The 25,338-nt window shown below is 37.7% G+C and carries 25 protein-coding genes; 20 read left to right on the top strand and 5 right to left on the bottom strand.

The genetic code is table 11. The features are described from left to right. The first annotated feature begins 5 nt into the window (after positions 1-5). Positions 6-926 (top strand): LysR family transcriptional regulator, encoded by a 921-nt coding sequence (locus tag B1B04_RS16040; RefSeq protein ID WP_079562425.1) that lies wholly within the window; start codon positions 6-8, stop codon positions 924-926. A 73-nt stretch (positions 927-999) separates the two neighbouring features. Here the strand turns inward: B1B04_RS16040 and B1B04_RS16035 are convergent, their stop codons facing one another. Continuing rightward, complete coding sequence (locus tag B1B04_RS16035) at positions 1,000-1,881, bottom strand: LysR family transcriptional regulator (RefSeq protein ID WP_079562424.1); 882 nt, start codon at positions 1,879-1,881, stop codon at positions 1,000-1,002. Between the two features lie 113 nt (positions 1,882-1,994). Here B1B04_RS16035 and B1B04_RS16030 point away from each other — a divergent pair, with 113 nt between their 5' ends. Continuing rightward, positions 1,995-3,014: a YeiH family protein gene (locus tag B1B04_RS16030; protein ID WP_079562423.1), complete on the top strand. Its 1,020-nt coding sequence runs from the start codon at positions 1,995-1,997 to the stop codon at positions 3,012-3,014. A gap of 118 nt (positions 3,015-3,132) precedes the next feature. Here the strand turns inward: B1B04_RS16030 and B1B04_RS16025 are convergent, their stop codons facing one another. After that, a complete protein-coding gene (locus B1B04_RS16025; protein ID WP_079562422.1) occupies positions 3,133-3,468 on the bottom strand; it encodes a heme oxygenase in 336 nt (111 codons plus the stop codon). Positions 3,469-3,736: 268 nt separating this feature from the next. Here B1B04_RS16025 and B1B04_RS16020 point away from each other — a divergent pair, with 268 nt between their 5' ends. The 13 genes from B1B04_RS16020 to B1B04_RS15955 all read left to right on the top strand — a co-directional run bounded on the left by B1B04_RS16020 (position 3,737) and on the right by B1B04_RS15955 (position 16,870). Beyond that, entirely contained in the window at positions 3,737-4,423 is a 687-nt protein-coding gene (locus B1B04_RS16020) for a response regulator transcription factor (RefSeq protein ID WP_079562421.1), read from the top strand. Continuing rightward, positions 4,407-5,834 carry a sensor histidine kinase gene (locus tag B1B04_RS16015; protein WP_079562420.1) on the top strand — a complete coding sequence of 476 codons (1,428 nt, stop codon included), beginning with the start codon at positions 4,407-4,409 and terminating at the stop codon, positions 5,832-5,834. The genes B1B04_RS16020 and B1B04_RS16015 overlap by 17 nt, the downstream gene beginning before the upstream one ends. Positions 5,835-5,962: 128 nt before the next feature. Next, positions 5,963-6,826, top strand: a complete 864-nt coding sequence (locus tag B1B04_RS16010) for a peptidylprolyl isomerase (protein WP_079562419.1) — start codon at positions 5,963-5,965, stop codon at positions 6,824-6,826. A gap of 12 nt (positions 6,827-6,838) precedes the next feature. Further along, a complete protein-coding gene (locus tag B1B04_RS16005) occupies positions 6,839-7,540 on the top strand; it encodes a polyphosphate polymerase domain-containing protein (RefSeq protein WP_079562418.1) in 702 nt (233 codons plus the stop codon). A 17-nt stretch (positions 7,541-7,557) separates the two neighbouring features. Further along, positions 7,558-8,241 carry a DUF4956 domain-containing protein gene (locus B1B04_RS16000; protein ID WP_079562417.1) on the top strand — a complete coding sequence of 228 codons (684 nt, stop codon included), beginning with the start codon at positions 7,558-7,560 and terminating at the stop codon, positions 8,239-8,241. 32 nt (positions 8,242-8,273) lie between these two features. Beyond that, positions 8,274-10,067, top strand: coding sequence for a CotH kinase family protein (locus tag B1B04_RS15995; RefSeq protein WP_079562416.1), 1,794 nt, complete (start codon positions 8,274-8,276; stop codon positions 10,065-10,067). Between the two features lie 86 nt (positions 10,068-10,153). Next, entirely contained in the window at positions 10,154-10,756 is a 603-nt protein-coding gene (locus B1B04_RS15990) for a methyltransferase (protein WP_079562415.1), read from the top strand. 517 nt (positions 10,757-11,273) lie between these two features. Next, a complete protein-coding gene (locus B1B04_RS15985; RefSeq protein ID WP_079562414.1) occupies positions 11,274-12,491 on the top strand; it encodes an ABC transporter substrate-binding protein in 1,218 nt (405 codons plus the stop codon). Positions 12,492-12,753: 262 nt separating this feature from the next. After that, positions 12,754-13,629 (top strand): branched-chain amino acid ABC transporter permease, encoded by an 876-nt coding sequence (locus B1B04_RS15980; protein ID WP_079562413.1) that lies wholly within the window; start codon positions 12,754-12,756, stop codon positions 13,627-13,629. A 13-nt stretch (positions 13,630-13,642) separates the two neighbouring features. Next, the gene (locus tag B1B04_RS15975) at positions 13,643-14,578 is read left to right on the top strand and encodes a branched-chain amino acid ABC transporter permease (protein ID WP_079562454.1); all 936 of its coding nucleotides are present in this window, start codon (positions 13,643-13,645) and stop codon (positions 14,576-14,578) included. Then, entirely contained in the window at positions 14,578-15,357 is a 780-nt protein-coding gene (locus B1B04_RS15970) for an ABC transporter ATP-binding protein (protein ID WP_079562412.1), read from the top strand. The genes B1B04_RS15975 and B1B04_RS15970 overlap by 1 nt, the downstream gene beginning before the upstream one ends. Next, entirely contained in the window at positions 15,357-16,064 is a 708-nt protein-coding gene (locus B1B04_RS15965; protein WP_079562411.1) for an ABC transporter ATP-binding protein, read from the top strand. Before B1B04_RS15970 ends, B1B04_RS15965 begins: the two co-directional genes overlap by 1 nt. A 311-nt stretch (positions 16,065-16,375) precedes the next feature. After that, positions 16,376-16,870 carry a cupin domain-containing protein gene (locus tag B1B04_RS15955; protein WP_079562409.1) on the top strand — a complete coding sequence of 165 codons (495 nt, stop codon included), beginning with the start codon at positions 16,376-16,378 and terminating at the stop codon, positions 16,868-16,870. Between the two features lie 45 nt (positions 16,871-16,915). Here B1B04_RS15955 and B1B04_RS15950 read toward each other — a convergent pair whose 3' ends face one another. After that, on the bottom strand, positions 16,916-17,635 hold the full coding sequence (locus B1B04_RS15950; RefSeq protein ID WP_079562408.1) for a DUF6904 family protein: 720 nt from the start codon (positions 17,633-17,635) through the stop codon (positions 16,916-16,918). 22 nt (positions 17,636-17,657) lie between these two features. Then, on the bottom strand, positions 17,658-18,359 hold the full coding sequence (gene rluF, locus B1B04_RS15945; protein ID WP_079562407.1) for a 23S rRNA pseudouridine(2604) synthase RluF: 702 nt from the start codon (positions 18,357-18,359) through the stop codon (positions 17,658-17,660). A gap of 323 nt (positions 18,360-18,682) precedes the next feature. On the opposite strand from rluF, the gene adh reads away from it, so the two are divergent. From adh to B1B04_RS15920, 5 genes are all read left to right on the top strand, one after another. Continuing rightward, on the top strand, positions 18,683-20,203 hold the full coding sequence (gene adh / locus B1B04_RS15940; protein ID WP_079562406.1) for an aldehyde dehydrogenase: 1,521 nt from the start codon (positions 18,683-18,685) through the stop codon (positions 20,201-20,203). 21 nt (positions 20,204-20,224) lie between these two features. Beyond that, entirely contained in the window at positions 20,225-20,584 is a 360-nt protein-coding gene (locus B1B04_RS15935) for a DUF779 domain-containing protein (RefSeq protein WP_079562405.1), read from the top strand. A gap of 176 nt (positions 20,585-20,760) precedes the next feature. Next, the gene (locus tag B1B04_RS15930; RefSeq protein WP_079562404.1) at positions 20,761-21,723 is read left to right on the top strand and encodes a DUF4003 family protein; all 963 of its coding nucleotides are present in this window, start codon (positions 20,761-20,763) and stop codon (positions 21,721-21,723) included. A gap of 42 nt (positions 21,724-21,765) precedes the next feature. Continuing rightward, a complete protein-coding gene (locus B1B04_RS15925; RefSeq protein ID WP_079562403.1) occupies positions 21,766-23,193 on the top strand; it encodes an aldehyde dehydrogenase family protein in 1,428 nt (475 codons plus the stop codon). A 67-nt stretch (positions 23,194-23,260) separates the two neighbouring features. Beyond that, entirely contained in the window at positions 23,261-23,740 is a 480-nt protein-coding gene (locus B1B04_RS15920; RefSeq protein WP_079562402.1) for an acyl-CoA thioesterase, read from the top strand. 48 nt (positions 23,741-23,788) lie between these two features. Here the strand turns inward: B1B04_RS15920 and B1B04_RS15915 are convergent, their stop codons facing one another. Further along, positions 23,789-25,099 (bottom strand): globin-coupled sensor protein, encoded by a 1,311-nt coding sequence (locus B1B04_RS15915; protein ID WP_079562401.1) that lies wholly within the window; start codon positions 25,097-25,099, stop codon positions 23,789-23,791. Between the last annotated feature and the right edge of the window lie 239 nt (positions 25,100-25,338).

The raw sequence follows: 25,338 nt of genomic DNA, 5'->3' as shown, positions 1-25,338 counted from the left end.
CTTATATGATAGGGAAATTAGATTTATATCGAGTTTTTAGTATTGTTGCTAAAAACAATAGCTTTTCAAGTGCTGCTAAAGATTTATATATGACTCAACCAGCTGTTAGCCAAGCTATGATGCAATTAGAAAAGGAGCTCGGCACACGTCTTTTTAACCGCACACCTAAAGGGGTGACGTTAACAACTGAGGGCAGCCTTCTGTATGAATATACAAATTCAGCATTAGGCCTTTTAGATGCTGGCGAGGAGAAGCTGCTGGAATTTAAAAATTTAACAACAGGTCAGTTGAAAATTGGGGTAGGGGATACAATTTCTCGTTTCTTTTTAATGCCTTATCTAGAGGCGTTTCATACGATGTACCCAAATATAAAATTACAAATGTTAAATGGAACGACTTCGGAAATTTGTAATTTTATTAAATCTGGTGAGGTTGATATAGGACTTTGTAATTTTCCGATAGAAGATCCGACATTACAGTTAACCACTTGCACGGAGGTTCAAGATATTTTTGTATGTGGTGAGAAGTACAAAACGTTGGCTTCAAAAAGTATAAGCTTTGAGGATTTGCTAAAATTTCCACTTATTTTTTTAGAGAAAAAATCAAATTCAAGAAAGTACGTAGAAGATTACTTATTTGCAAGAGGAATCCACATTGAACCTGAGTTTGAGCTTGGTTCACATGATCTAGTGCTTGAATTTGCACGAAGTAATTTAGGGATTGCCTGTGTAACGAAAGAATTTTCGAAGGATTATTTGCAACGAGGCCTTTTATATGAGTTAACATTAACAGAAAGTATTCCAACACGAAGCATTGGCATGTGTTATTTGAAAAGTGTGCCTTTATCTCGAGCAGCGTTGAAATTCGTAGAAATTATTGAGCAAAAGCAGGAGCGTAAACGTATAAACCCAAGAACTTTAAAGTGAGACTTCACATAGTATATTTCCTTCGACACATAATAGCTTTTCAACAACAAGAAGCTTAGCGAATTACTAGTCGCTAAGCTTTCTTTAATAATGCCTCTATAAGAGTGTCAACATTGCGTTTGTTTTTCATTGTAGGTGAGTACAAATAAGAAAATGTTCGTGTAAAATGTTGATTTTCGAGAGGTAAGATTTTTATATCGTTATTTTTTAATTCACGCTCAATGACACTAGCGGACAGTAATGAAAGTCCAAGCCCTTGAATCACGCTTTCTTTCACACCTTGATTACTACTAATAGTAAGAAGTGAACGTACTTGGAGCCCGTTTGCTCTAAATAAATGATCTAAGTAATAACGTGTGCCAGAGCCATCTTCACGTGCAACCCAATTTTGCTGCTGTAAGTCCGCAACCGTAATAGTTGGTACCTTTGCAAGAGGGTGATTACTCGCACTGACAATAAATAATTCATCTTGCATAAACGGATGAATAATAAGTTCATGGTCATGTGCCTGTCCTTCAATAAGACCGATATCGACTTGTAACAATTTTGTATATTGAATGATTTCTTTCGTATTGCCAATAATAACTTGAAGCTCTAACTGAGGGAATTGCTGTTGTAAGCTAGCTATAATAGGAGGCAAAATATATTCGCCAATTGTAAAACTAGCCCCAATCACAAGCGTCCCTTGAATTTCATGATGATAGGTTAAAATATCTTCCTTTGCTGCTTCCGCAATGGCCAGCATCTGTTTAGCTCGTTTATATAAAATTTCTCCAGTTGGGGTAATTTGTACAGATTTTGGTGAACGGATAAACAAGGTCGTTTGAAATTCTCGTTCTAAGTTTTTAATGTGTAAACTGACACTCGGCTGTGAAATATGAAGTATTTCGGAGGCTTTCGTAAAATTATTGATCTCCACCAGTGTGATAAACGTTTTTAAAGCATCGTACTGCATATCATCACTCCTATCATTAGAAATATTAATAATTGCCATTATATATATGTATTTTACTGATGATTAACTTTCTAATAAAGTAATAATCATCAAGGATGAAAGAAGTGAACAACATGGATAATGGCCAACGTAGGTTAAAAAGTTTCCTGGCCCCAGCGTTTATGAAGGGGATATTGTTGACACTCATTATTGCCTTAGTGGCGAAGTATATTTCGACATTTCCGTTCTTCTCAATATTAGGGCAGCTTGTCATTGCCATTATATTAGGTATGGCTTGGAGAGCAACCTTTAAGGTGCAGGATTCATGGCAAACAGGCATCACATTTTCAAGTAAAAAATTATTACGCCTCGGCATTATTTTATTAGGTATGCGTTTGAATTTAATGGATATTTACAATGCTGGAACGAGTGTCTTCCTTATTGCGTTTATTAATCTAGTATTTGCTTTGCTGGTTGTATATGGCTTAACGAAGGTATTTCATGTCGATAAGAAGCTCGGCATATTAACAGCTTGTGGCACAGCTATTTGTGGAGCTGCTGCCGTCGTTGCTATTGCTCCTCAAATTAAAGCAAATGAAAAAGAGACAGCAGTGGGCGCAGCGATTGTTGCATTATTAGGGACTGTATTCACATTAGTCTATACGGTGTTATACTCAGTATTTAACTTAACTCCTACTGAATATGGTATTTTTGCGGGAGGCACTTTACATGAAATTGCTCATGTTATTGCGGCAGCCTCTGCTGGTGGGAATGAAGCAATTGATATGGCGGTTATTGTGAAGCTAACACGTGTCGCATTGCTTGTACCAGTAGCCATTGTCATCGGTATTTTATATCGGAGAATTGACAAGAGGCAGGAAAAGGAAGGATTTTCATTGTCGATCATTCCATGGTTTATTCTCGGATTTTTAGCGATGAGTGCTATTAATTCGTTAGGGATTGTACCAGCTAATGTAGCGCAAACATTTGTAAATACCGCTTATATTTTAATAGGGATGGCGATGGCCGGACTAGGTTTAAATGTAGACATAAAAACATTTAAACAATTAGGTGTAAAGGCGTTTATTGCCGGACTAATCGGTTCGGTTTGTTTATCAATACTTGGATATGTTTTAGTTATTTTCATGCGATAAAGTATTAAAAAACCTGCATTTTTAAAAATGCAGGTTTTTTTTAGATAGAATCAGAAGATATGTTAGTTATTATCCCGCTTCCTCGGTAATAGTGAGGATAGGAGATACAAATTAAAAGTTAGCGTAATGCTTCAATTGAAGAAGCTAATTCAGCTATAACTATTTTGCTACCGATCATTGGACTGTTTTCAGGTTTTCCACCCTCAGAGCTTTGTCCAGGACGGTGATGTGCCGCAGCGAATGCATCGCTATTACGCCAAGCTTGGAAATGCTCCTTCGTCTCCCAGTACATATTGACGCTCATTTCGTCATAAGTCGGATCATCAGTTGAAATTAGTACCTCTACTTTATGGAAGCCTTCAAACTGTTGTAGAGGACCTGGTTTTGTAAAGTTCGGTGCCATTTTTGCAGCAAATCCCGGTTTGACTTGAATACGATTTGTAACAATAATCATGCTTTTCCCCCCTAATCATTTTTAGTTAATAAAATCTACTATATGAATGAATTATCAATGATTATCATTCGCAATCAATGATAATTGTCTTAGGAAGACATTGTCAATAGATTTAAATTGTAAATAGCTCGATATTTGAAGTGTTGGATCCATACATGGAAATATACTTCGCTATAAGAATGAACAGACGCACTAGTTCCTGACATTTAACTGACATAAACCGATGATATAATGAAAATACGAATGAGCTGGTAACGAGGTGAAGGACATGGCAAAAATATTAGTAGTAGAAGACGAATATGCAATAAGCCAAGTTTTGAAGGCATATTTGAAAAAAGTAGGCTTTGATGTTATGCAATGTTTTAATGGTGGACAGGCATTGGATATGTTTCAAAAGGTTCAGCCTGATTTAGTATTACTCGATATTATGTTACCAGAAAAAAACGGTTGGTTTATTCTAAAGGAAATTAGAGAATGTAGCTCTAGTCCAGTTATCATGCTAACGGCATTAGGTGATGTAAATTATCGATTAGAGGGTTTTGATCAAGGGGCAGATGATTATATTGCAAAGCCATTTATAGCTGATGAGGTAGTGGCAAGAGTAAAGGCAGTTTTAAGACGAGCTGAAGGACGTCATAAATCTGCAGAAATAAAACGCTTTGGTGAGCTAGAGATTGATATGAAAGCCCACCGAGTGCTACTTAAGGGAGAAGAAATCGTCTTAACGCCTAGAGATTTATCTGTGCTTTTATTTTTAGCAGAACACCCAAATCAAACATTTACACGGGATCAACTGATCGATCAAGTTTGGGGCTGGGAATATGAAGGTAGCGATAGAGCGGTTGATTTAGCTGTGAAGCGACTCAGAAAAGTACTTAAGGAGTGGGATGAGGAAGAGGGCGAAATAAAGACACTACGTGGATTGGGGTATCAGCTAAGTGTTCAAAAAAAATAAGCGAATATCTTTACTCAACTACTGGACAAGTCGCTATTTATTAACGCTATTTGTAGGTTTAGCAATTATCTCTTTGATTTCTGCGGCGTGGATTCGTCATACAGCGTTTCAAAATCGACTAGAGTTGATGGAATTTTTAGCAGACGAGACTGTATATCGCCTAACTGATCTTTCAAGTCAAAACAATGGACATATGGGCGGTATTCCAGGTTTTATTGGCAATCGTGAACGGTTTACTATGAGAGAAATTGACCCCATTTTGTATGTCGTAGATAAGGAAGGGAATATAGTAAATAGCAATCGACCGGTGCCACCGGGGAATGCCAAAAACGTTGCCAGCTTGCTAGATAGTGAAGAGGGGACAAAGAAAATAACTGCAGCGAATGATGGACAAGAGTTGGTCCAATATGTCGTAAAACGAAAACTTGAAAAGGACAATAAAGTAGTTGGCTGGGTGCTTGTTTTAGAGAAGAAAGACAATTTAACGAAGGTTAATCAAGCATATGGACAACTGGCACTACTAATTGGAGCACTTGCCGTATTAGGTTGGGGGGCTATTTATTTTTTATCAAAACGTTTAGCGCATCCAATAAAACAAGTTGCCGAAGCTGCAAAGCAAGTTCAAGAAGGAAACTATACATTTGATTTGCCTCAAAATAATAAGGAAGAAGAAATTTATGAGCTCGTTACGTCTTTTAAGGAAATGGCGAATAAGCTAGAGCAATTAGAAAAGACTCGAACAGAGTTATTAGCAGGGGTCACCCATGAGCTAAAAACACCAGTCACATCAATTAGTGGGTTATTGCAGGCAGTGAAAGATGGTGTCGTTACAGGCCAAGACGCTAGTGAATTTATTCAAATGGCACTAGTAGAAACGATGAAAATGAAAACAATGGTTGGCGATTTACTAGCTTTTAATCATTTTGCGGTAGATGCAATTCCCGTGAAGCTTGAAACAGTAAGTGTTAATCAATTATTACGTGATGCCGTAGCACAGTGGGAAGTAATGCAAGATGACGAAAATGTAAAAATACAACTGGATTACCTTGCAGAATCCGTTGATGTACAGGCTGATGTAGTAAGAATACAGCAAATAATTACGAATTTATTGACGAATGCAAAGCAGGCTATGCAGGAAGGGATCGTTACCGTAGCGCTTATGGAAAAAGAGGATGCTGTATTAATTACTGTAAGGGACACTGGATACGGTATTCCTCAAGAAGATCAAGCATTTATCTTTGAGCGTTTTTATAGAGGCGAAAATAAAAAATATGCGGTCCGTGGATTAGGTTTAGGATTATCGCTTAGTAAAATGATGGCGCAATCTATAGGTGGTGATTTACGCTTAATTGGCAGTAATTCATCTGGAACATGCTTTGAAATAACATTGAAAAAGGCTACTACGCTCTAAAAGGCGTGGTAGCTTTTTCTTTGTAAGAAACTTTGAAGGGCATGTTAAAGCCGACATCTGACTGACACATTAGACCTTTATAGTAGGCATTGTAAACGAGAAAACCAAAAGAAAGGACGGGATCAAGGATGGCCGCAAACAAAAGGTTTTTCCGAATAATCGCCTTACCTGCTACGTTATTAATGCTACTAGCTGGATGTGGTGAGAGTAACGATTATGTGGCGAAGGTTGACGGTGAAAAGATTTTACAAACTGAATTAGATGACGCATTGCGTGAACAATACGGTACAGAAGTACTAGATACACTCATTACCAATAAAATAGTTGAGTTAGAGGCGAAGAAAGAGGGCGTTTCTGTATCTGAGGACATTATTCAAGGAGAGTATGAGGAGTTAGCGGAGTCGTATGGCGGAGAGGAATCTTTACAAGCAGCACTAGAGGAAAATGGGCTGACAGAGCAAAGTGTGAAGGATAATATTCACATGTATCAACTTACGAAAAATGTTATTGCTACAACCGTTGACATATCAGATGAGGAAGTAGCTCAATATTTTGAAGACAATAAAGATAGCTATGGACAAAAAGAAGAGGTCGTAGCCAGTCAAATTTTATTGGAGGATGAAACAACAGCAAAAGACGTGCTAGCAAAAATAAAAGCAGGTGAGGATTTTGCAGATTTAGCAAAAACATATTCAATTGATACAACAACGAATGAGGCTGGCGGGGAAATAGGCTATATTAGCCGAGGACAAATGGAGGAGCAGTTTGAGGAAGTAGCATTTGGCCTTGAAAAGGGTAGCATCAGCGACATCGTACAAACATCAGAAGGCTATCACATTATTAAAGTAACCGATAAAGTACCGGCAGAAGAGGCAGTATTCGAGGATATAAAAGATGAAGTTTATGCAACGGTACTTGAGGAGCGCATAAATGAAGAGTATGCGTCTTGGTTAGCTGAAAAGCAAGAGCAATACAAAATTGAAAAAATGTAAGGAGTGAACTATATGCCTACTCTTACTTCGTTTAATCCTAACGGTCGAAAGGAGATTAAACAGGCAATCTCCTATCCGGACTATGCATTATTAAAAACTAAACTTCGGCATGTGATGCAGTTAGACAAGCATGCTGGGATGAATGGTAAGTATTTAATTCGCAGCACATACTTTGATAATTTTGCAAACAAGGTTCTAAATGAGAAAAAAGAGGGTTTTATCAATCGAGATAAATATCGAGTACGAATGTATGGTAAGTCCACAGCGATTATAAATTTGGAGCGGAAAAGTAAACGTAATAATGTAACGTATAAAACGAAATGTGCCATATCTCAAAAGGAATTTGAAAAAATGCGCGTTGGGGATATCGCTTGGATGGAGGAAGACAAACGAGCGTTAATTCAAGATTTATATCAGGAAATGAAGTATCACCAATTGAAACCGATGACAGTTGTCGATTACGAGCGTGAGGCTTACATCTATCCCTTTGGAAATGTGCGTGTCACTTTCGATAGTAAGGTACAGTCAAGTCTCCGCAATACAGATATGTTTCATCCAAAACTGCCGATGGTGGATGTACTTGAGCCAAACTTAGTTATTTTAGAAGTGAAATATGATGAGTACTTGCCGGATCTTATTAAATACTTACTTCAATCAGTAGATACACGTGCTGAGGCATATTCAAAATATCAGCTTAGTCGTATGTACGGCTAATAAAGGAGAATTGAACAATGGATACAATAAAATTTAATGATATTTTTAAATCTAACTTTTTAGAGAAAACAACATCATTTTCATTAATAGATTCAATGATTGGATTAGTTGTAGCTTTTTTTGTCGGGCTTTTTATTTATGCAGTTTACAAGAAAACCTTTAATGGAGTAATTTACTCTCATTCCTTCAATATTTCGTTGCTCATTATGACAATGGCAACAGCTCTAGTAATTATGGGGATAAGTTCAAACGTCCTGTTATCACTAGGTATGGTTGGTGCGCTATCGATCGTGCGTTTCCGTACACCTATTAAAGACCCGATGGATTTAGTCTATATTTTCTGGGCAATAGTTTCTGGGATTCTTTGTGGAGCAGGATTTATTCCGCTTGTTATTATTGGCGCAGTTTTAATCGGTCTTGTACTACTAGTGTTTGTAAACAAAATTACTGTGGAAAATCCGTATTTATTAATTGTGAAATTTGAAGAAGACTTTGCTTGTGAAGAAGTGGAGCGCATTATTGCGGCACAATCTAAAAAATTCGCTTTAAAATCAAAATCCATTATGTCGGATGAGGAGATTGAAACAACCTATGAAATTCGTGTTAAACAAAATGATGCAAAATTGATGGACAATCTTACAAAAGTACCTGGAGTAAAATCTGCAGTAATGCTTAGTTATGATGGTAATTTCACTGCTTAGTAACCACTCTAGAGTGAAGAGAGGTGCAATAAATGATTAAAACAAGGGTTGTCTATTTTTGTATGGCGATTCTTCTACTTCTCTTTGTCATGATGTATGCTGTGCTTCCAAACGTAGGCATTGAAACGAAAAATACCGAGTTTTCCTATGAGACCATTGTGTTTAATAAGAATAAGGTAACGACGGTAGATATTGAAATAGCCGAAGAAGATTGGGCGGACATGCTAGAAAATGCGGCAGCAGAGGAGCTAAAGAAGGCGAATATTACGGTAAATGGTAAGAAAATAGAAAATGTAGCAATTCGCACAAAAGGAAACTTATCATTGCGTTCAGTAGTTGCGAGCGACTCAGATCGCTATAGTTTAAAAATTGATTTCGATTATTACGATGATACACAAAGCTTATATGGCTTAAAAAAGATTAATTTAAACAATAATTACAGTGACTCAACATTAATGCGAGAATATATTTCTTATGAGCTCATGGAACAGATGGGGCTACCAACACCAGCCCATTCATATATGAACGTAACTGTAAATGGGGAAGAGCGTGGGCTATTTTTAGGGGTAGAAGCTGTAGATGAAACCTTCCTAGCTAATAATTACGGTTCTAATGATGGATTTTTATTTAAGCCAGATGGAACAGGTAGTGATTTAAAATATATTAGTGATAATATAGCTGATTATACGGGAATAGGCTTAAAAACGAACGAAGGCAATATTGATCAATCCAAATTTATTGAGATGATTGAAGCGATTAATAATGGCGATAATATAGAAAAATATATTGATGTCGATGAAATGCTACGTTATTTTGCTGTGAATACAGCACTTGTAAATCTGGATAGTTACCAAGGAAATATGAAACACAACTACTATTTGTATGAGAACGATGGTGTGTTTTCGATTATCCCTTGGGATTATAATATGTCCTTTGGTGGCTTTGGTGTTGGAGGCGGTCGAATGGGTGACAATAATAAAATCCGGCCCAATGCTGATATAAAAACGCTAGATAATACACAGACGAATGAGAAATCAGATAGATCAAATAATGTTAAGCAACAACAGCAAGGAAGACAGCCAAATGGTGACCAGAATCAGGGTGGACTCAATATGGGGTTTGAAATGTCTAGCAATTTGATGGCAGATAGTGCTATTAACTTTAGTGTGACTACACCTATATCTGGCACAACATTAGAGGAGCGGCCGCTATTAAACGTCTTACTCTCAAAGGAAGAGTATCGTGCTAAATACGAAGCTTATTTAGAAGAGCTAGCGACTAATTACTTAACAGAAGATAACGTAAAGAACATTACGAAACAATTAGCATTGCTATTAACAACTTATGTGGAAGCAGATCCTACAAAATTCTCTACAACAGAACAGTTTATAGAAGCAGTAGAAGGAGAAAATAGTCTCTCTGAATTTGCAAAACAACGCTCTGACTCTATTTTAAAACAGCTGTCAGGGGAACTTGTTGTGGAAGCAACTACAGCATCACAAGAAAATATGGGAATGCCTAATTTAAACGAAAATGGTGACATGGACATCCCGACACAAAGACCAGAGAACTTCGATCCGGATCAAATGCCAGAAGATTTTGATCCTTTACAAGCCCCTCCATTTAATCAAAATGGCGATAATCAGGGAGAACCTGTGCAACGACCTGACCAAAATGGAGGACCCATGTGGCCTAACCAAGGCGATGAGCAATTAAAGCAAGAAACTGTTATTGATAAAAATACAATTCTTACAATGATTGTTTGTTTTGCCTTATTAATAGTAGCGCTTTTCTTTGTTTTAAAATTTAAGCGAAGAGGTCGTTAAAAAATAACCATATCCGAAACTTTTGGGTATGGTTTTTGCTTTTTATCGTGCTACAATTAATCATTCTTTTTTTTAGGAGTTTTATTATGAATGAACATCAATTTGATAAATGTTTACATATTAACACAATAGGTGAACAATACGGCTTCCCGAAGCTAGCTCACTACCATCGCTATGAGCCAACGCCGTATGCTGGCTTAGAACAATTATTTTCGGAGTATGAAATGCCTGATCATCCAGTATTTATTGATATGGGATGTGGAAAAGGGAGAGTCCCTATTTATGTACATCACAAATTTCATATTCCTACAATTGGGGTAGAAATGGATGCAGGTTTTTATACAGAGGCAGAGAATAATAAAAAGAACTATCTTCAAAAGAAGAGTGCTCAAGCTCCGATTTCCTTTATTCATTCAATAGCGGAAGACTATGCTATACAACCATGCGACACAGTTTTCTTTTTCTTTAATCCGTTTTCAATCAATATTTTCCGTACAGTTATTCATAATATTTGGAAGTCTTATGAATTGCATATGCGCGAAATTCATATTATTTTATACTACCCACCATATGATTATTTGCAGTTTTTACATCATGGTACACCTTTTGAATTAATCCATGAGGTCCATCTTGAAAATGAAACAAATATTAACGAGCGCCTCTGTGTGTTTGCATTGAAAAAAGCTTAGAGCTGAGCAATAGTCCAGCTTTAAGCTTTTTTAATTTTTTTCCGATTCCGGGCACAATAATGCCAAGGCATAATTGATGAAGTTTTAGCGACTAAAAGCAAAAGACCGATGATTACCCCTCTACTTCTATTTATTTCCTAGGTAATAAATAGTTATTAGTAATTTCATATAAACACAACCATTTTAGTACCTGATATTCTAGATCATGCAATTTCTGATTTCTTTTTACGAGACTTTATCGAAAAAAATAATCGGAAATGATAGGTTTGTATGAATATTCACAATAAATTAATGGATAATTCACAAATTACTAATTATACAGAAAAATCACTCTAGACTAAATATAAAGAATGTTTTACAATGTAAAAGTCCTAAATGAATAATAGTTTGATTCACTTAAAGATAGATAGTTATAAATTATAATTTTGGTTATTTTTGTTATTGAGCAAATGCTATTAATTGTTTATAATTATCTGAAATATCTAATATTTGAGAAAATTCTAGGGGGAATAAAATTATGAGAGAGAACAAAAAGCTTAAAAAGTTTGGCTCACTTCTAGTTGCATCTTCACTACTTGCAGGAGTTCTTGCTGGCTGTGGTGGCGGAGATAGTTCAAGTTCAGGAGGAGGGTCATCATCAGGTGGTGGTTCTGACGGTGATACTATTAAAATCGGTGCAAACTTAGAACTTTCGGGGAACGTAGCTTCTTATGGTTCTTCGATTGGTGTAGGTGCAGACCTAGCAGTTAAAGAAATTAATGATAAAGGCGGAATCGACGGTAAAAAAATTGAGCTTGTTAAAGTAGATAACAAATCTGAAAACTCAGAGGCTACTGCAGCAGCTCTTAAACTAGCAACACAAGATAAAGTAGTAGCAATGCTAGCTCCAGCGACTTCTGGTAATACAGTTGCTACTGTTCAAATTGCGAACAGCAATAAAATCCCGATTGTTACAGGTTCAGGTACTGCTCCTAACATTACAGTCAATGATGATGATAGCGTTAACGAATATGCATTCCGTACTTGTTTCATTGACCCATTCCAAGGGATTGTAGCGGCGAACTTCGCTTCAGGTGAATTGAAAGCTAAAAATGTAGCTATTTTTGCGGACAACGCATCTGACTATGCAAAAGGTTTAGCAAAATCATTTAAAGATACAATCACTAAAAATGGTGGGAAAGTTGTAAAAGAAGAGGCATATGTCGCTAAGGATACTGACTTCCGTACACAATTAACAAATATTAAAGCAGCTAAACCAGACTTTATCTTTATCCCAGGATACTATGAAGAGGTTGGTTTAATTGTTAAACAAGCACGTGAAATGGGCATCGATGTTCCATTGATGGGGGCTGACGGTTGGGATTCACCAACTTTAGTTGAACTAGCTGGTGCGAAAGCGCTGAATAACACGTATATCACAAACCATTATTCTGCAGAAGATCCAGATCAAAAAATTCAAGATTTTGTAAAGGCGTTTAAAGCAGCGAACAGTGATAAAGCACCAGATGCATTCAATGCACTTGGCTATGACACAATTTACTACATTGCGGATGCTATTAAGCGAGCTGGCTCTACGGATGGGGAAGCTATTAAAACTGCTTTAGCTGACACAAAAGATCTTTCTTTAGTAACAGGTACTTTCTCGGTTGACGAAAATCATAACCCAATTAAAACAGCAACAGTTCTTGAATTTAAAGACGGTAAACAAGTGTTCAACTCTAAAGTTAATCCTTAATGTTTTCTTGGCAAGGGGAGGCGGGTAAACACGCCTTCCTTTTTATGTTACCTTCATTCAGTGAGGCTCTCGCCATTGAAGGTGATGAGATGAATGCGGATATAGTTTCATTACCGTGTTCAAAATATCTAAAGCGAGATTGCTAGATAGACCAAGAAAAAAATTTTTAAAGACGACACAATTTACTCTATTTTCAATAATAACATGTAGTAGTAAATTCTATTTTTGTATTTTTCAGAAAAATAAAGGGGAGTGAACGCTTATGGAATGGATACAGCAGCTTGTGAACGGTATTTCACTAGGTAGTATCTACGCATTAATAGCGCTAGGGTATACGATGGTATACGGGATTATTAAGCTGATCAACTTTGCCCACGGTGATGTTTTCATGATTGGGTCATTTATTGGCTTTTACGCAATTGCTAAATGGGAGCTGGGCTTCTTCCCAGCGCTATTATTGGCGATGGTGGTCTGTGCAATCTTTGGTGTTTTAATCGAACGTATTGCTTATAAGCGTTTACGAAATGCTACACGTATTGCAGCTTTAATTACGGCAATAGGTGTATCGCTACTAATTGAATATACAACGATCTACTTCAGAGGTGCGCAACCGGCTGCATATCCTGAAGTCATTACAAATAAATCATTTGATGTTTTTGGTGTTCAAATCAGTAGTACATCAATATTAATTTTATCTGTAGCAATTGTACTGATGATTCTTTTACAATTCATCGTACATAAAACTAAAATCGGGAAAGCGATGCGTGCGGTTTCTCATGATGCAGATGCAGCACGTTTAATGGGTATTAACGTAGATAATACAATTTCAGCAACATTCGCGATTGGTTCTGCTCTAGCTGGAGCAGCAGGCGTTATCTTTGGTGTTTACTATACGAAAATAGATCCATTAATGGGCGTTATTCCAGGGGTTAAAGCCTTTATCGCCGCGGTACTTGGTGGTATTGGGATTATTCCAGGTGCTATGGTTGGCGGTATGTTGTTAGGTGTAGTGGAATCATTAGTAAGTGCACTTGGTTTCTCTTTATGGCGCGATGCAGCGGCATTCGTTATTTTAATTTTAATTTTAATCTTCAGACCATCGGGTATCTTTGGTAAAAATGCCCGTGAGAAAGTGTAGGTGAGCGGTAATGATGAAAAAGTCTAAAGTTTTCTGGGGCTATGCCGTATTAGCGCTAGTCATCTATGCAGTTGTTCAAATCCTTATTTCTACAAACATTCTCGATATTTACTATCAAAATATGTTGATCACAATGTGTATTAACATCATGCTTGCGGTCAGCTTGCATATCGTTATTGGGATTACTGGTCAATTCTCGATTGGGCATGCCGGTTTCTTAGCAGTTGGAGCATATGTTTCTGCAATTATTACCACTAAGCTATTGCTTCCATTCCCATTAGCTATTTTCTTAGGGGCATTAGCAGCAGCTGTAGCAGGTTTAATCGTAGGTATTCCGACATTACGTTTAAAGGGTGACTATTTAGCAATTGCCACGCTTGGTTTTGCGGAAATTATACGTATTATCTTTTTAAATACGGACTATGTTGGTGGCGCGGCAGGGATGCAGGTTCTATATTTATCAAACTGGTCTTATGCATTCATAGGTGTTGTTCTAACAATTTTAGTCATCTCGAACTTTACGAATTCACGTCATGGACGCGCATGTATATCGATTCGTGAGGACGAAATTGCGGCAGATGCAATGGGTATTAATACAACCTACTATAAAGTTGTAGCTTTTGCGATAGGTTCCTTCTTCGCCGGTCTTGCAGGGGCCATTTTTGCACATAACTTTTACATTATTCAACCGACAACTTTCGGGTTCTTAAAATCATTTGATATTTTAATCTTTGTAGTACTTGGTGGCTTAGGAAGTCTTTCAGGATCTGTCATCGCAGCTATTTTCTTAACAGTAGTCTCAGCATATCTAGCAAACTTCCCAGAAACACGTATGATTATTTACAGTTTAGTATTAATAGTCGTAATGCTATATCGCCCAACAGGGTTAATGGGAACAAAAGAAGTTACGGACTTATTTAAGTTTGGTAAAAAAGGAGGTACAAAATAATGGCTGGAAACCTTCTTATCAATGTAGAAAACATGGGCATTCAATTCGGTGGTTTAAAGGCGGTACAGGGCGTTAATATGTACCTGAATCAAGGGGAGCTAGTAGGTCTTATAGGGCCCAACGGTGCTGGTAAAACAACTAGCTTTAACATGCTTACTGGAGTGTATATGCCAACGGAGGGCACGATTACATTTGACGGTTTAAAGTTGAACGGGCTTGCACCATATCAAGTAACACAAAAAGGTATTAGCCGTACGTTCCAAAATATTCGTTTATTTAAGGAGCTATCTGTTTTAGATAATGTTAAGGTAGCGAACCATTCGCTTGCCAAGCATTCTATGTGGTCTTCCATTTTCCGCTTGCCGAATCATTTTAAAGGTGAGGCAGAAATGGAGCATCAATCTATTGAATTTCTAAAAATCTTTGGTTTAGATGTTTATAAGGATGAGCTTGCAAAAAATTTACCTTATGGGATGCAGCGCCGATTAGAAATTGCTCGTGCCCTAGCTGCAAAACCTAAGATACTTTTATTGGATGAGCCTGCAGCAGGGATGAACCCGCAGGAAACGCATGATTTAATGGAATTAATAGCGTTTATTCGTAAAGAATTTGGCTTAACAATTCTTCTAATTGAACACGATATGAGCTTAGTTATGGGGATTTGTGAACGTATATACGTGCTCGATCACGGACAATTAATCGCAGATGGGACACCAGAAGAGATTCGCAACAATCCAAAGGTAATTGAAGCTTACCTTGGTGAGGAGGTTATCAGCTAATGCTAAAAGTACAAAATATAGATGTATTTTACGGTAATATTCAAGCATTAAAGGACCTCTCTTTAGAAGTAAATGAGGGTGAAATCGTAACGTTAATCGGTGCAAACGGTGCTGGTAAAAGTACATTATTAAAAACATTGTCGGGCCTATTAAAACCAAAGGGTGGCATCATTGAATATGAAGGCTTCTCTATCGCAGGGAAGGCTGCACAGACAATAGTAAAATCAGGCATTTCACATGTTCCAGAGGGGCGCCGTGTTTTTGCCAATATGTCCGTTGAGGAAAATTTAGAGCTAGGCGCATATCTTCGCAACGATAAGGCTGGCATAAAAAAAGATATGGATCATGTGTTTGAACTATTCCCACGTCTTTTCGAACGTCGGAAACAGCAATCAGGTACATTATCGGGCGGTGAGCAGCAGATGCTAGCGATGGGGCGAGCATTAATGGCAAAACCGAAATTGTTATTAATGGATGAACCTTCAATGGGACTTGCGCCACTCATGGTAAAAAATATTTTTAATATTATTGAGCAAGTCAACAAAGAGGGCACAACTGTATTGCTTGTTGAGCAAAATGCGAATATGGCATTATCGGTAGCGCATCGTGCGTACGTACTTGAAACGGGACGTATTGTATTATCAGGTACAGCAAAAGAGCTTCAAGAGAGTGACCAAGTAAAGGCTGCTTATTTAGGTGGTTTATAGAGGGAGAAGGCGTCTCAATTTTTGGGACGTCTTTTTTCGTATAAACGGAGGAGTGAACCGACAGATAGAAATGTTAAAGTGAAGGATAGAAGGGCTAGAGCGACGGATGGAACAATCAAAGTGACGGAAAGCAGGTCCAGAACGATGGATAGAACAATCAAAGCGACGGAAAGCAGGTCCAGAGCGACGGATAATTATCAAAGCGACGGAAAGAAAGGCCCAAACGACGGATACTACTTATCAAATTGACAAAATAGGAGTAGCTTTCATCTTTTATTATTTGGTAATGTGGAAGAAAGGAGTGATGTTGTATGAAGTATTCAGCACAATATTTTATCGAAAAATTAAATTTAGCAGAGCATCCTGAAGGAGGGTACTATATATCCTTGTTTCGGGCATCGGACGATATGGCTGTAAGAGATGTACAGAGACCTATTTATACAAGTATTTATTTCTTACTACGTTCACAGGATATATCGCATTTGCATCGTTTGAAATCAGACGAGCTTTGGTATTATCATGCTGGCAGCCCACTAACGGTCCATATGATTTTCCCGGATGGTACATATGAGGCGAAGAAGCTTGGATTAAATGTAGAGGCAGGAGAAGTACCACAAATCGCAGTACCGAAAAATACTATATTTGGCTCATCCGTAGAGGATGCAGATACATTTAGTTTAGTAGGCTGTATGGTTGCACCTGGCTTTGACTTTGAAGACTTCGAATTATTTACACAAGTTGAGCTATTAGCTGACTATCCACAGCACGAGGAAGTTATTCGAAAAATGGCTTACACGACAATATAGAAGAAAAGGAGCCGTCTCAAAATTAATTGAGACGGCTCTTTCTATCTACCACAAAATAGTTTCAGGATAATTAGTGTTAATTTCAATTTCATGTAACGCTTTTTTTGTAGTCATCGCAACTTCCATGAGCTGTGATTTTAACGCTACATATTCATCATCTTCTAACATCAAGCGCAGAGCAAATGCCGCTAAATGAGCTTTACGTGCCTCTAAATTTAAATGAATATACTCAAGATTTAAAACATCTACATACTGTGTGGCATAACGGAATGTTAATGGACTTTTAGTGAGCAGCATTCTTAAAAATACTAAGTATTCATCTTCATGGAGCTCCTGCTCTAAACAATTTGCAACAGCTGCCTGGAATTTACGAATTGTGGCAACGTCAATATTCCAATCAGAAGAATCAATTAGCTCTTGATGTAGGCGAATGAAATCGTTTAATGCGATAGCAGTAAAGATTAGCTCTGGCCAAAGAATCTCTGCTGCGAAATAAGCATTTTTGTTAGGGAAAATTAGTTCATGCTGTGTCAGAACACTTTTATTGAGCCCGTTGCTAACAAACTCAAGCTGATGCTTCCCCTTGGCAGCTTGACGGAGATTATAACAAACACTAAGAATGCGAAAGCGCGCTCCTTGATAATCATAATACTTGTTTTCATCACCAGTTATTTTGTAAATAGCATTAATCAGCTCATCTAAATCCCAAAAATCACCGCTAATACGTGCACCGGTTAACTGCTCAGTGCTTTGAATTGACAGCATAGTCCCATCCCCTTAAATGGCTTTATTTTGGTGTGTAATTAAGTAGTCTGAATAGTTCTGTTCGTTCTTTGTCTGTTAAATCGCGCCACTGTCCAACTTTTAAATTGCCAAGCTTTATATTCATAATACGAATGCGTTGTAGACGTTTAACGGAGTACCCAAGCGCTGAACACATACGACGTATTTGACGGTTTAAGCCTTGCTCTAAAATGATTTTAAAGACTTTATCAGATATTTTTTCAACATGACAAGGTAGGGTTGTAGTATCTAAAATATCTACACCAGCGCCCATTTTCTTTATAAATTGCTCCGTAATAGGTTTATCAACTTGCACGATATATTCTTTTTCGTGATGGTTTTCTGCACGTAAAATCTTATTGACGATGTCCCCATCGTTAGTCAATAATAATAGCCCTTCTGACTCTTTATCTAGTCGTCCAATATGGAAAATACGAAGAGGGTGGTTGACGAAATCAACGACATTTCCTTTTATATGACGTTCAGTTGTGCTTGTAATTCCTACTGGTTTGTTTAAGGCAATATAAACGAGCTGTTCTTCTTTTTTTACCTCTTTTCCATCAACGCAAACCATATCACCAGCCTCAACCTGACTGCCGACTGTAGCAAGCTCACCATTAATCGTTACTTTACCTTCTGCTATCCATTTATCTGCGCCTCGACGAGATATAATGCCTGTCTCACTTAAATATTTATTAATCCGCATACTGTTCTCCTATACATTTATATTATTTTTAAGTATACATTATAGTTGGTCAAACCGTGAATCCTAGAAGCTTTTCTAGAAAATATAAGCCACTTTGCAAGCCTAATCACAAAGCCGATTCCAGAGGCTATTATGCCGAGGAATAATCGATTCAAGAATAGATTCTAGTATTAATTTAAAAAAATTTCAAAAAGTTGAAATTATTCTTTGTTTCTGACAATATATTGAGTAAGAGGGTATCTATGAAAATATCGTTATTTCGATGAAAATGGTGATTTTTGTAGATTATTTTCTCATTATTTTGTGTAAAGGGGAGAAGTAAAATGGTTTATGCATTTCCAAACACTGAAGGGTCGGTAGTTCAATTCAAAGAAAAATATGAAAATTACATTGGTGGGGAATGGACACCTCCAGTGAAAGGACAATACTTTGATAATGTTACACCTGTTACTGGACAAGTTTTTACACAATTAGCTCGTTCTACTGCTGAGGATATTGAACTTGCAGTTGATGCAGCACATGCCGCAAAAGAAGAATGGGGCAAAACATCTCCAACAGAGCGTGCAAACATTTTACTTAAAATTGCGGACCGCATAGAACAAAACTTAGAAAAGCTAGCCGTTGCCGAAACATGGGATAACGGAAAAGCGGTACGTGAGACATTAAATGCAGATATCCCTCTTGCGATTGATCATTTCCGTTATTTTGCGGGGGCTTTACGTGCACAAGAAGGCGCGGTAAGCCAAATCGATAATGATACAGTCGCTTATCATTTCCATGAACCAATTGGGGTAGTAGGTCAAATTATCCCTTGGAATTTCCCGTTATTAATGGCCGTTTGGAAGCTAGCACCTGCACTGGCAGCTGGAAACTGTGTTGTGTTAAAACCTGCAGAGCAAACGCCAGCTTCGATAATGGTGTTCATTGAATTAATAGAAGATTTATTGCCATCGGGCGTACTTAATGTTGTGAATGGCTTTGGTTTAGAAGCAGGAAAACCATTAGCATCGAATCCACGGATCGGCAAAATTGCCTTTACTGGTGAAACTACGACAGGTCGCTTAATTATGCAATATGCTTCACAAAATCTTATTCCAGTTACATTAGAATTGGGCGGTAAGTCACCAAATATATTCTTTGAAGATATTATGGATGAAGACGATGCCTTTTTAGATAAAGCAGTTGAAGGTTTTGTATTATTCGCCCTAAATCAAGGTGAAGTATGTACATGTCCTTCTCGTGCAATCATTCAAGAGTCTATTTACGATAAATTTATGGAACGCGTCCTACAGCGTGTTGAAGCGATTAAAGTTGGGAATCCACTTGATCCGAATACGATGATGGGAGCGCAGGCTTCGAGTGAGCAAATGGAAAAAATCCTTTCTTATTTAGATATTGGTAAGCAAGAAGGTGCAGAATGTCTAATTGGAGGAGAGAAAAATAATGTAGGATCAGGTTTTGAAAATGGTTACTACATTAAGCCGACTGTCTTCAAAGGACATAATAAAATGCGTATTTTCCAAGAAGAAATCTTCGGGCCAGTTGTTGCCGTAACAACATTTAAAACAAAAGAGGAAGCATTAGAAATTGCAAATGACACACTATACGGTTTAGGCGCAGGTGTATGGACACGTGATATGAATACGGCATATCGCTTCGGTCGTGGTATTCAAGCTGGGCGTGTTTGGACAAACTGCTACCATGCTTATCCTGCACATGCAGCGTTCGGTGGCTATAAAATGTCAGGTGTTGGTCGTGAAAACCATAAGATGATGTTAGCGCATTATCAGCAAACGAAAAACTTATTAGTTAGCTACAGCGAAAACAAACTTGGCTTCTTCTAATTAGTAGGGAGGTGCATGAGCGTGGTCATGCGTGTTTTGGCAACAGAAGAAGCGCTAGCACTAATCGAATTATTGAAAGAAAAGCACGGGCCCATTATGTTTCATCAATCAGGTGGATGCTGTGACGGCTCCTCGCCAATGTGTTATCCAGAGGGAGACTTACTATTAGGTGACCAGGATGTTTGTCTTGGAGAGATTGGTGGTGCTGCCTTCTACATGCATAAAAATCAATATGATTATTGGAAGCATACACAAATAATCTTGGACGTCGTCGACGGTAGAGGTGGTATGTTTTCACTGGAAGGCGTTGAAGGTAAGAGGTTTTTAACAAGATCAAGAGCCTTTTCCGCAGAGGAATTAAAAGAATTAGGATTAATTTAAGTACACCGAACAAGCAATTAAGCAAATTTTCTTTTATGGAAAGCGGCAAAAATATTGCCGCTTTTTTTTATGTTCATTCTTCTGGAAAAAGTGTATGGAAGGTTTAATTTTTAAAAAAACAATTGAATCTTTTCGGTAATATATTACGTAAATATGGAAAAAGGAGCGTGTTAAACATGGACTTTGTTATGATTGAAAATCAGTTTACAAGTACTGTGGAGGATGTCTCAAAGGCTGTCGGTCGGACGGTTGATCGTAAAATTGTGTTGGCAATCGCTAGCAAATATGTGGCATCTGGGAAACCCTTTGATTCCGTTAAATATAAAAAAGTATTACAAGAAATGAAAAAGCAAACGTCATGGTCATCTCCGTTACGAACGACGGTAGGTTATAGTATTGCTGCAAATTTGATGGAGCAAGAGGATACAGAACGAGCGGTGAGAAATTTACTGACGAACGTTAGCATAATGAAAGAGGTAAAGTTCAGAAGCGGGAATTTTAGTTTTATAGGTGCACAGTTTTTAACGGAAGAGGAAAATGAGAAACGTGCACATGCACAGGTAGCACGCGCATTATTTGATGCAATCCGCAAGCACCACCGATTTTTAACATCGTACGATGATATTCCCTATGCCGTATTGTTAAGTAGCCAATCTGACGACGTTGAGCTACGTGCAGAAACAATGAATCGTTATTATAAAGAACTACGTACGTATAATTTTAATGCAGGCAATGAGCTTCAATGGCTATCACAAGTACTGACTTTCTTATCACCTCAATATGATAATAAGTTAGTGCCTAATGTTGTAACGATTCGTGACACACTAAAAAATCAAGATGTAAAGGTCAAGGCGATGCATTATCCATTACTGGGCTTTTTAGCAATCCTTGAAGTGAATCAAGCACAGCTTCAACAGATTGTTGATTTATATCATGAGTTAAAGGGTATGAAACTTTTAAAATGGCATCGTGAATTTGTGTTATTTATGGCCACACAAATTGCTATTTATGATATGGCGAATGTACAACAATCCTTATCAATGTCAATCATGTCATCCATTGAATTGCTAATTCAAGCACAGCAGGCAGCAATGTTCGCAGCAGTAAGTGCAGCAGCTGTAGCAGCAAGTTCTTCGTGATAAAATAAAGAAGAACTTGATTTTTGGAGGTGCATTTGAAGGATGAAGGAAACAAAACTTTGGATGAATGGCGAGTGGCAGAACGCAAAGGAAACATATGAACTGAAATCACCCTATAGTGGTGAGGTTATTGCAAAGGTAGCTAAGGCGTCAATTTCTGACGTTGAACGAGCAATCGAAGGTGCTCAGGAGGCATTCCAAACGTTTAAAAAGACAACAGCCTACGAACGTGCCGAAATATTGTATAAAGTGGTCGACATAATGCGCCAGCGTAAAGAGGAATTAGCTGAAATTTTAGCTTTAGAGGCAGGTAAACCAATATCAGTAGGTTTAACTGAAATAGAACGCACAATAGCAACATACCAATTTGCTGCAGAGGGGGCTAAGCAAGCAAAGGGTGAAACGGTACCGATGGATGCTGCACCTGGGGCAGGAGATCGTATTGGCTGGACAAAGCTAGAGCCTCTAGGTGTAATTTCAGCCATTACACCCTTTAATTTCCCCTTTAATTTAGTGGCACATAAATTAGGTCCTGCCTTTGCAGTTGGAAATACGGTTGTATTAAAGCCAGCGACGCAAACGCCATTAAGTTCTATCGTAATGGCGGAAATTTTCCAGCAAGCAGGTCTACCTAATGGTGCGCTTCAAATTATTACAGGTAGCGGTGGGGAGCTAAGTGATACACTTGTGACTCACCCGTTTGTGAAAAAGGTAACATTCACGGGAAGCGGTAAAGTTGGATTGAGCATTAAAGAAAAAGTAGGTTTGCGTAAAGTTACTTTAGAACTTGGTTCCAATGCGGCAGTAATTGTCGAGCCGTCGACACCAATTGATAAAATTATTTCGCGTTGTGTCAGTGGTGCCTTTAATTTTGCTGGACAAGTTTGTATCTCCTTACAACGTATTTATGTACACACATCTATTATGGATGAATTTACAAAGGCGTTTGTTGCCGAGACAGAGAAATTAGTGGTAGGTGACCCACTAGATACAAATACTGATGTTAGTGCAATGATTAACCAAAAAGAAGTTGAGCGTATTCGTCAATGGATTGAGGAAGCAAAGTCGCAAGGGGCGGTAGTTGCTACAGGAGGAACAGTTACGGAACGTACTTTAACGCCGACTGTAATGACGAATGTGACGGCAAATATGAAAGTTGTTTGTCAGGAAACATTCGCACCAATCGTCTCAATTGTTTCATATGAAACATTAGATGACGCTATTCGACTAGTGAATGAGTCGGACCTTGGCTTAAATGCTGGAATTTATACGAATGTTTTGCAAGATGCATTATATGCAGCGGATGAATTACAGGCAGGTGCTGTTATGATTAATGATATTCCGACTTTCAGGGTTGATAATATGCCATATGGTGGCGTAAAAATGAGTGGCTACGGTCGTGAAGGCATTAAGTGGGCAATCGAAGAAATGACAGATATGAAATTAATTACGATGAAAAAATCGTTCTAGTTTGCAACAACTCTTGTTCTGCGATACGATGACGAAAGAACATTCATGAAGGGAAGTCGCAAGAATTATGTCAAACAACGCAATACCGATGAGCCAGTCACGTACTGTTCAAACTCGTCTCGTATTACCGCCAGATACAAATAATCACAACTCCATTTTTGGTGGAAGAGTGTTAGCGTATATTGATGAAATTGCTGCCATTACAGCAATGAAACATGCAAAAGGTCATGTAGTCACAGCTTCTATCGATTCGGTTGACTTTTTATCGCCAGCACATGTAGGGGCTATTTTAGAAATTGAAAGCATCGTTTCGTCAACTGGACGGTCTTCAATGGAAGTTTATGTTCGAGTTATTTCACGAAACATTGAAACTGGTGAGGAGAAATTAACGACGGAATCCTTTGTAACGATGGTTGCAGTGGATGATGAAGGTAAACCTAAGCCAGTTCCGGCGATTTATCCTGAAACAGATGCGGAAAAACGTCTGTTTGAAACGGGACCAGCAAGACGCGAACATCGTAAACAAAAACGCGAGTTACCGCATTAAAAATAAAAAGGGAAATTGACGTATGCTGTCAGTTTCCCTTTTTCGTGCTTACATTTGTAATTCATTTACCACGTTAATAAGTGAATCGGAAGAAGAAGAAACAAGTGTAGCGCCTTGTGACAGTTCAGTAATCAAATTAGAGATGGCTGAAATATCTCTGGATGTATTTACATACTGCTGCTGAATGCCAGAAACTGCATTGGCGATATCATTAAATGATTTAGATAAACTGTTTTGCGTATCTACACTATGTTGAATCTTTTGATCAACGTTAGTAACCGAAGTCGACATTGTTGTAATATTACTTTCTGTTTCTTTAATGAGATGAGAAACATTTTGTACCGCATTTTTTGTTTCTTCAGCAAGCTTACGAACTTCCTCTGCAACAACAGCGAAGCCTTTACCATGCTCACCTGCACGGGCTGCCTCGATAGAAGCATTTAGTGCTAATAAGTTCGTTTGATCGGCAATTCCTGTGACCAGTCCTACAATTTCCGATATTTTTTGAGAAGATGTGCGTAGCTGGTTCATCGTAACTTCGAGACTGTTTACACTTTGTAAAATTACTTGTATTAAATCATTTTGATCTTGCAGCTGCTGCTGTCCACGTCTGGATTTTTCTTGTGTATCAGCAACGAAGGTTAAACCTTGCTTCGTAGCTACTGCGATATCATCTGTTTGAGAGGAAATGACTAATAAAGAAGCTGCTGTTTCTTCACTAATCTCATTGAGTTCCTCTGCCGTTTTTTGAATGGTAGTAACAAGTGCATGCTTTGTTTCACCTTCTACTGTACGAATGCGTTCCTCTTCTTTTTCATAGGCTTCGATTACAAGCTGCTGCTCGAAGTTAATGATTTTGCAGAAGGCATTGATAGCACGAATTGCATCATGTTTTGATACATCTAACTCATTTGTAAAGCGTGTAAAGGTCGTTGTTAATGATTGGAATGAGGCGATATACCACTTCGATTGTAGACCAATTCGAACATGAGTTTCAGCAATTGCCTTTCGTTCATTAATGTAAGAGTCATTAATATGACTTTCAAAAATATCACTTAAATGTTTATGTAAAGTAACTTTTAAACGCTCGATTTGTGATGTTCTGTTTATAATATTTAACAAATCTTGGCTCAAACTAATGGCTGCATAAAATTGATCCACCATTTCAGGAACTAAATCCTTAGCTAAAGGCTGTAGTTGTTTAATGATGGCTAAATCCTCAATTGTTAAATCTAAAAGCTGTAACTGTTTTTGAAGTTTTGGATGGTTTGATACATCCAATTGTACATCGCTCCTATAATTTTCAGGTGCTAATGTAATTGAGTAGCTAGAATCGTTCTTTTTTGTAAACCAACTCATCGTTGTTTGCTCCATTCCTTAGGTCCGTATTATGTATAGAATAGTAAACTAAATACCTATTAAATTACTTGGGTTGTTAATTTGCTGAATATATAGTATTTAATATATTCTACTATTTTTTGTGCTATTTTTGGTTGAAATTTTAGTTTATTTCTATATTTTTTTTATTAGTTACAGATGATTGTCGATTAAAAGTCATGAAATAGACTACTAAAAAGGTAATAGGTAAATTGAATTTG

This window comes from Lysinibacillus sp. KCTC 33748 (assembly GCF_002237755.1).
In the GTDB taxonomy this organism is placed as follows: domain Bacteria; phylum Bacillota; class Bacilli; order Bacillales_A; family Planococcaceae; genus Lysinibacillus.
This window is presented reverse-complemented; position numbering and strand designations above follow the sequence as displayed.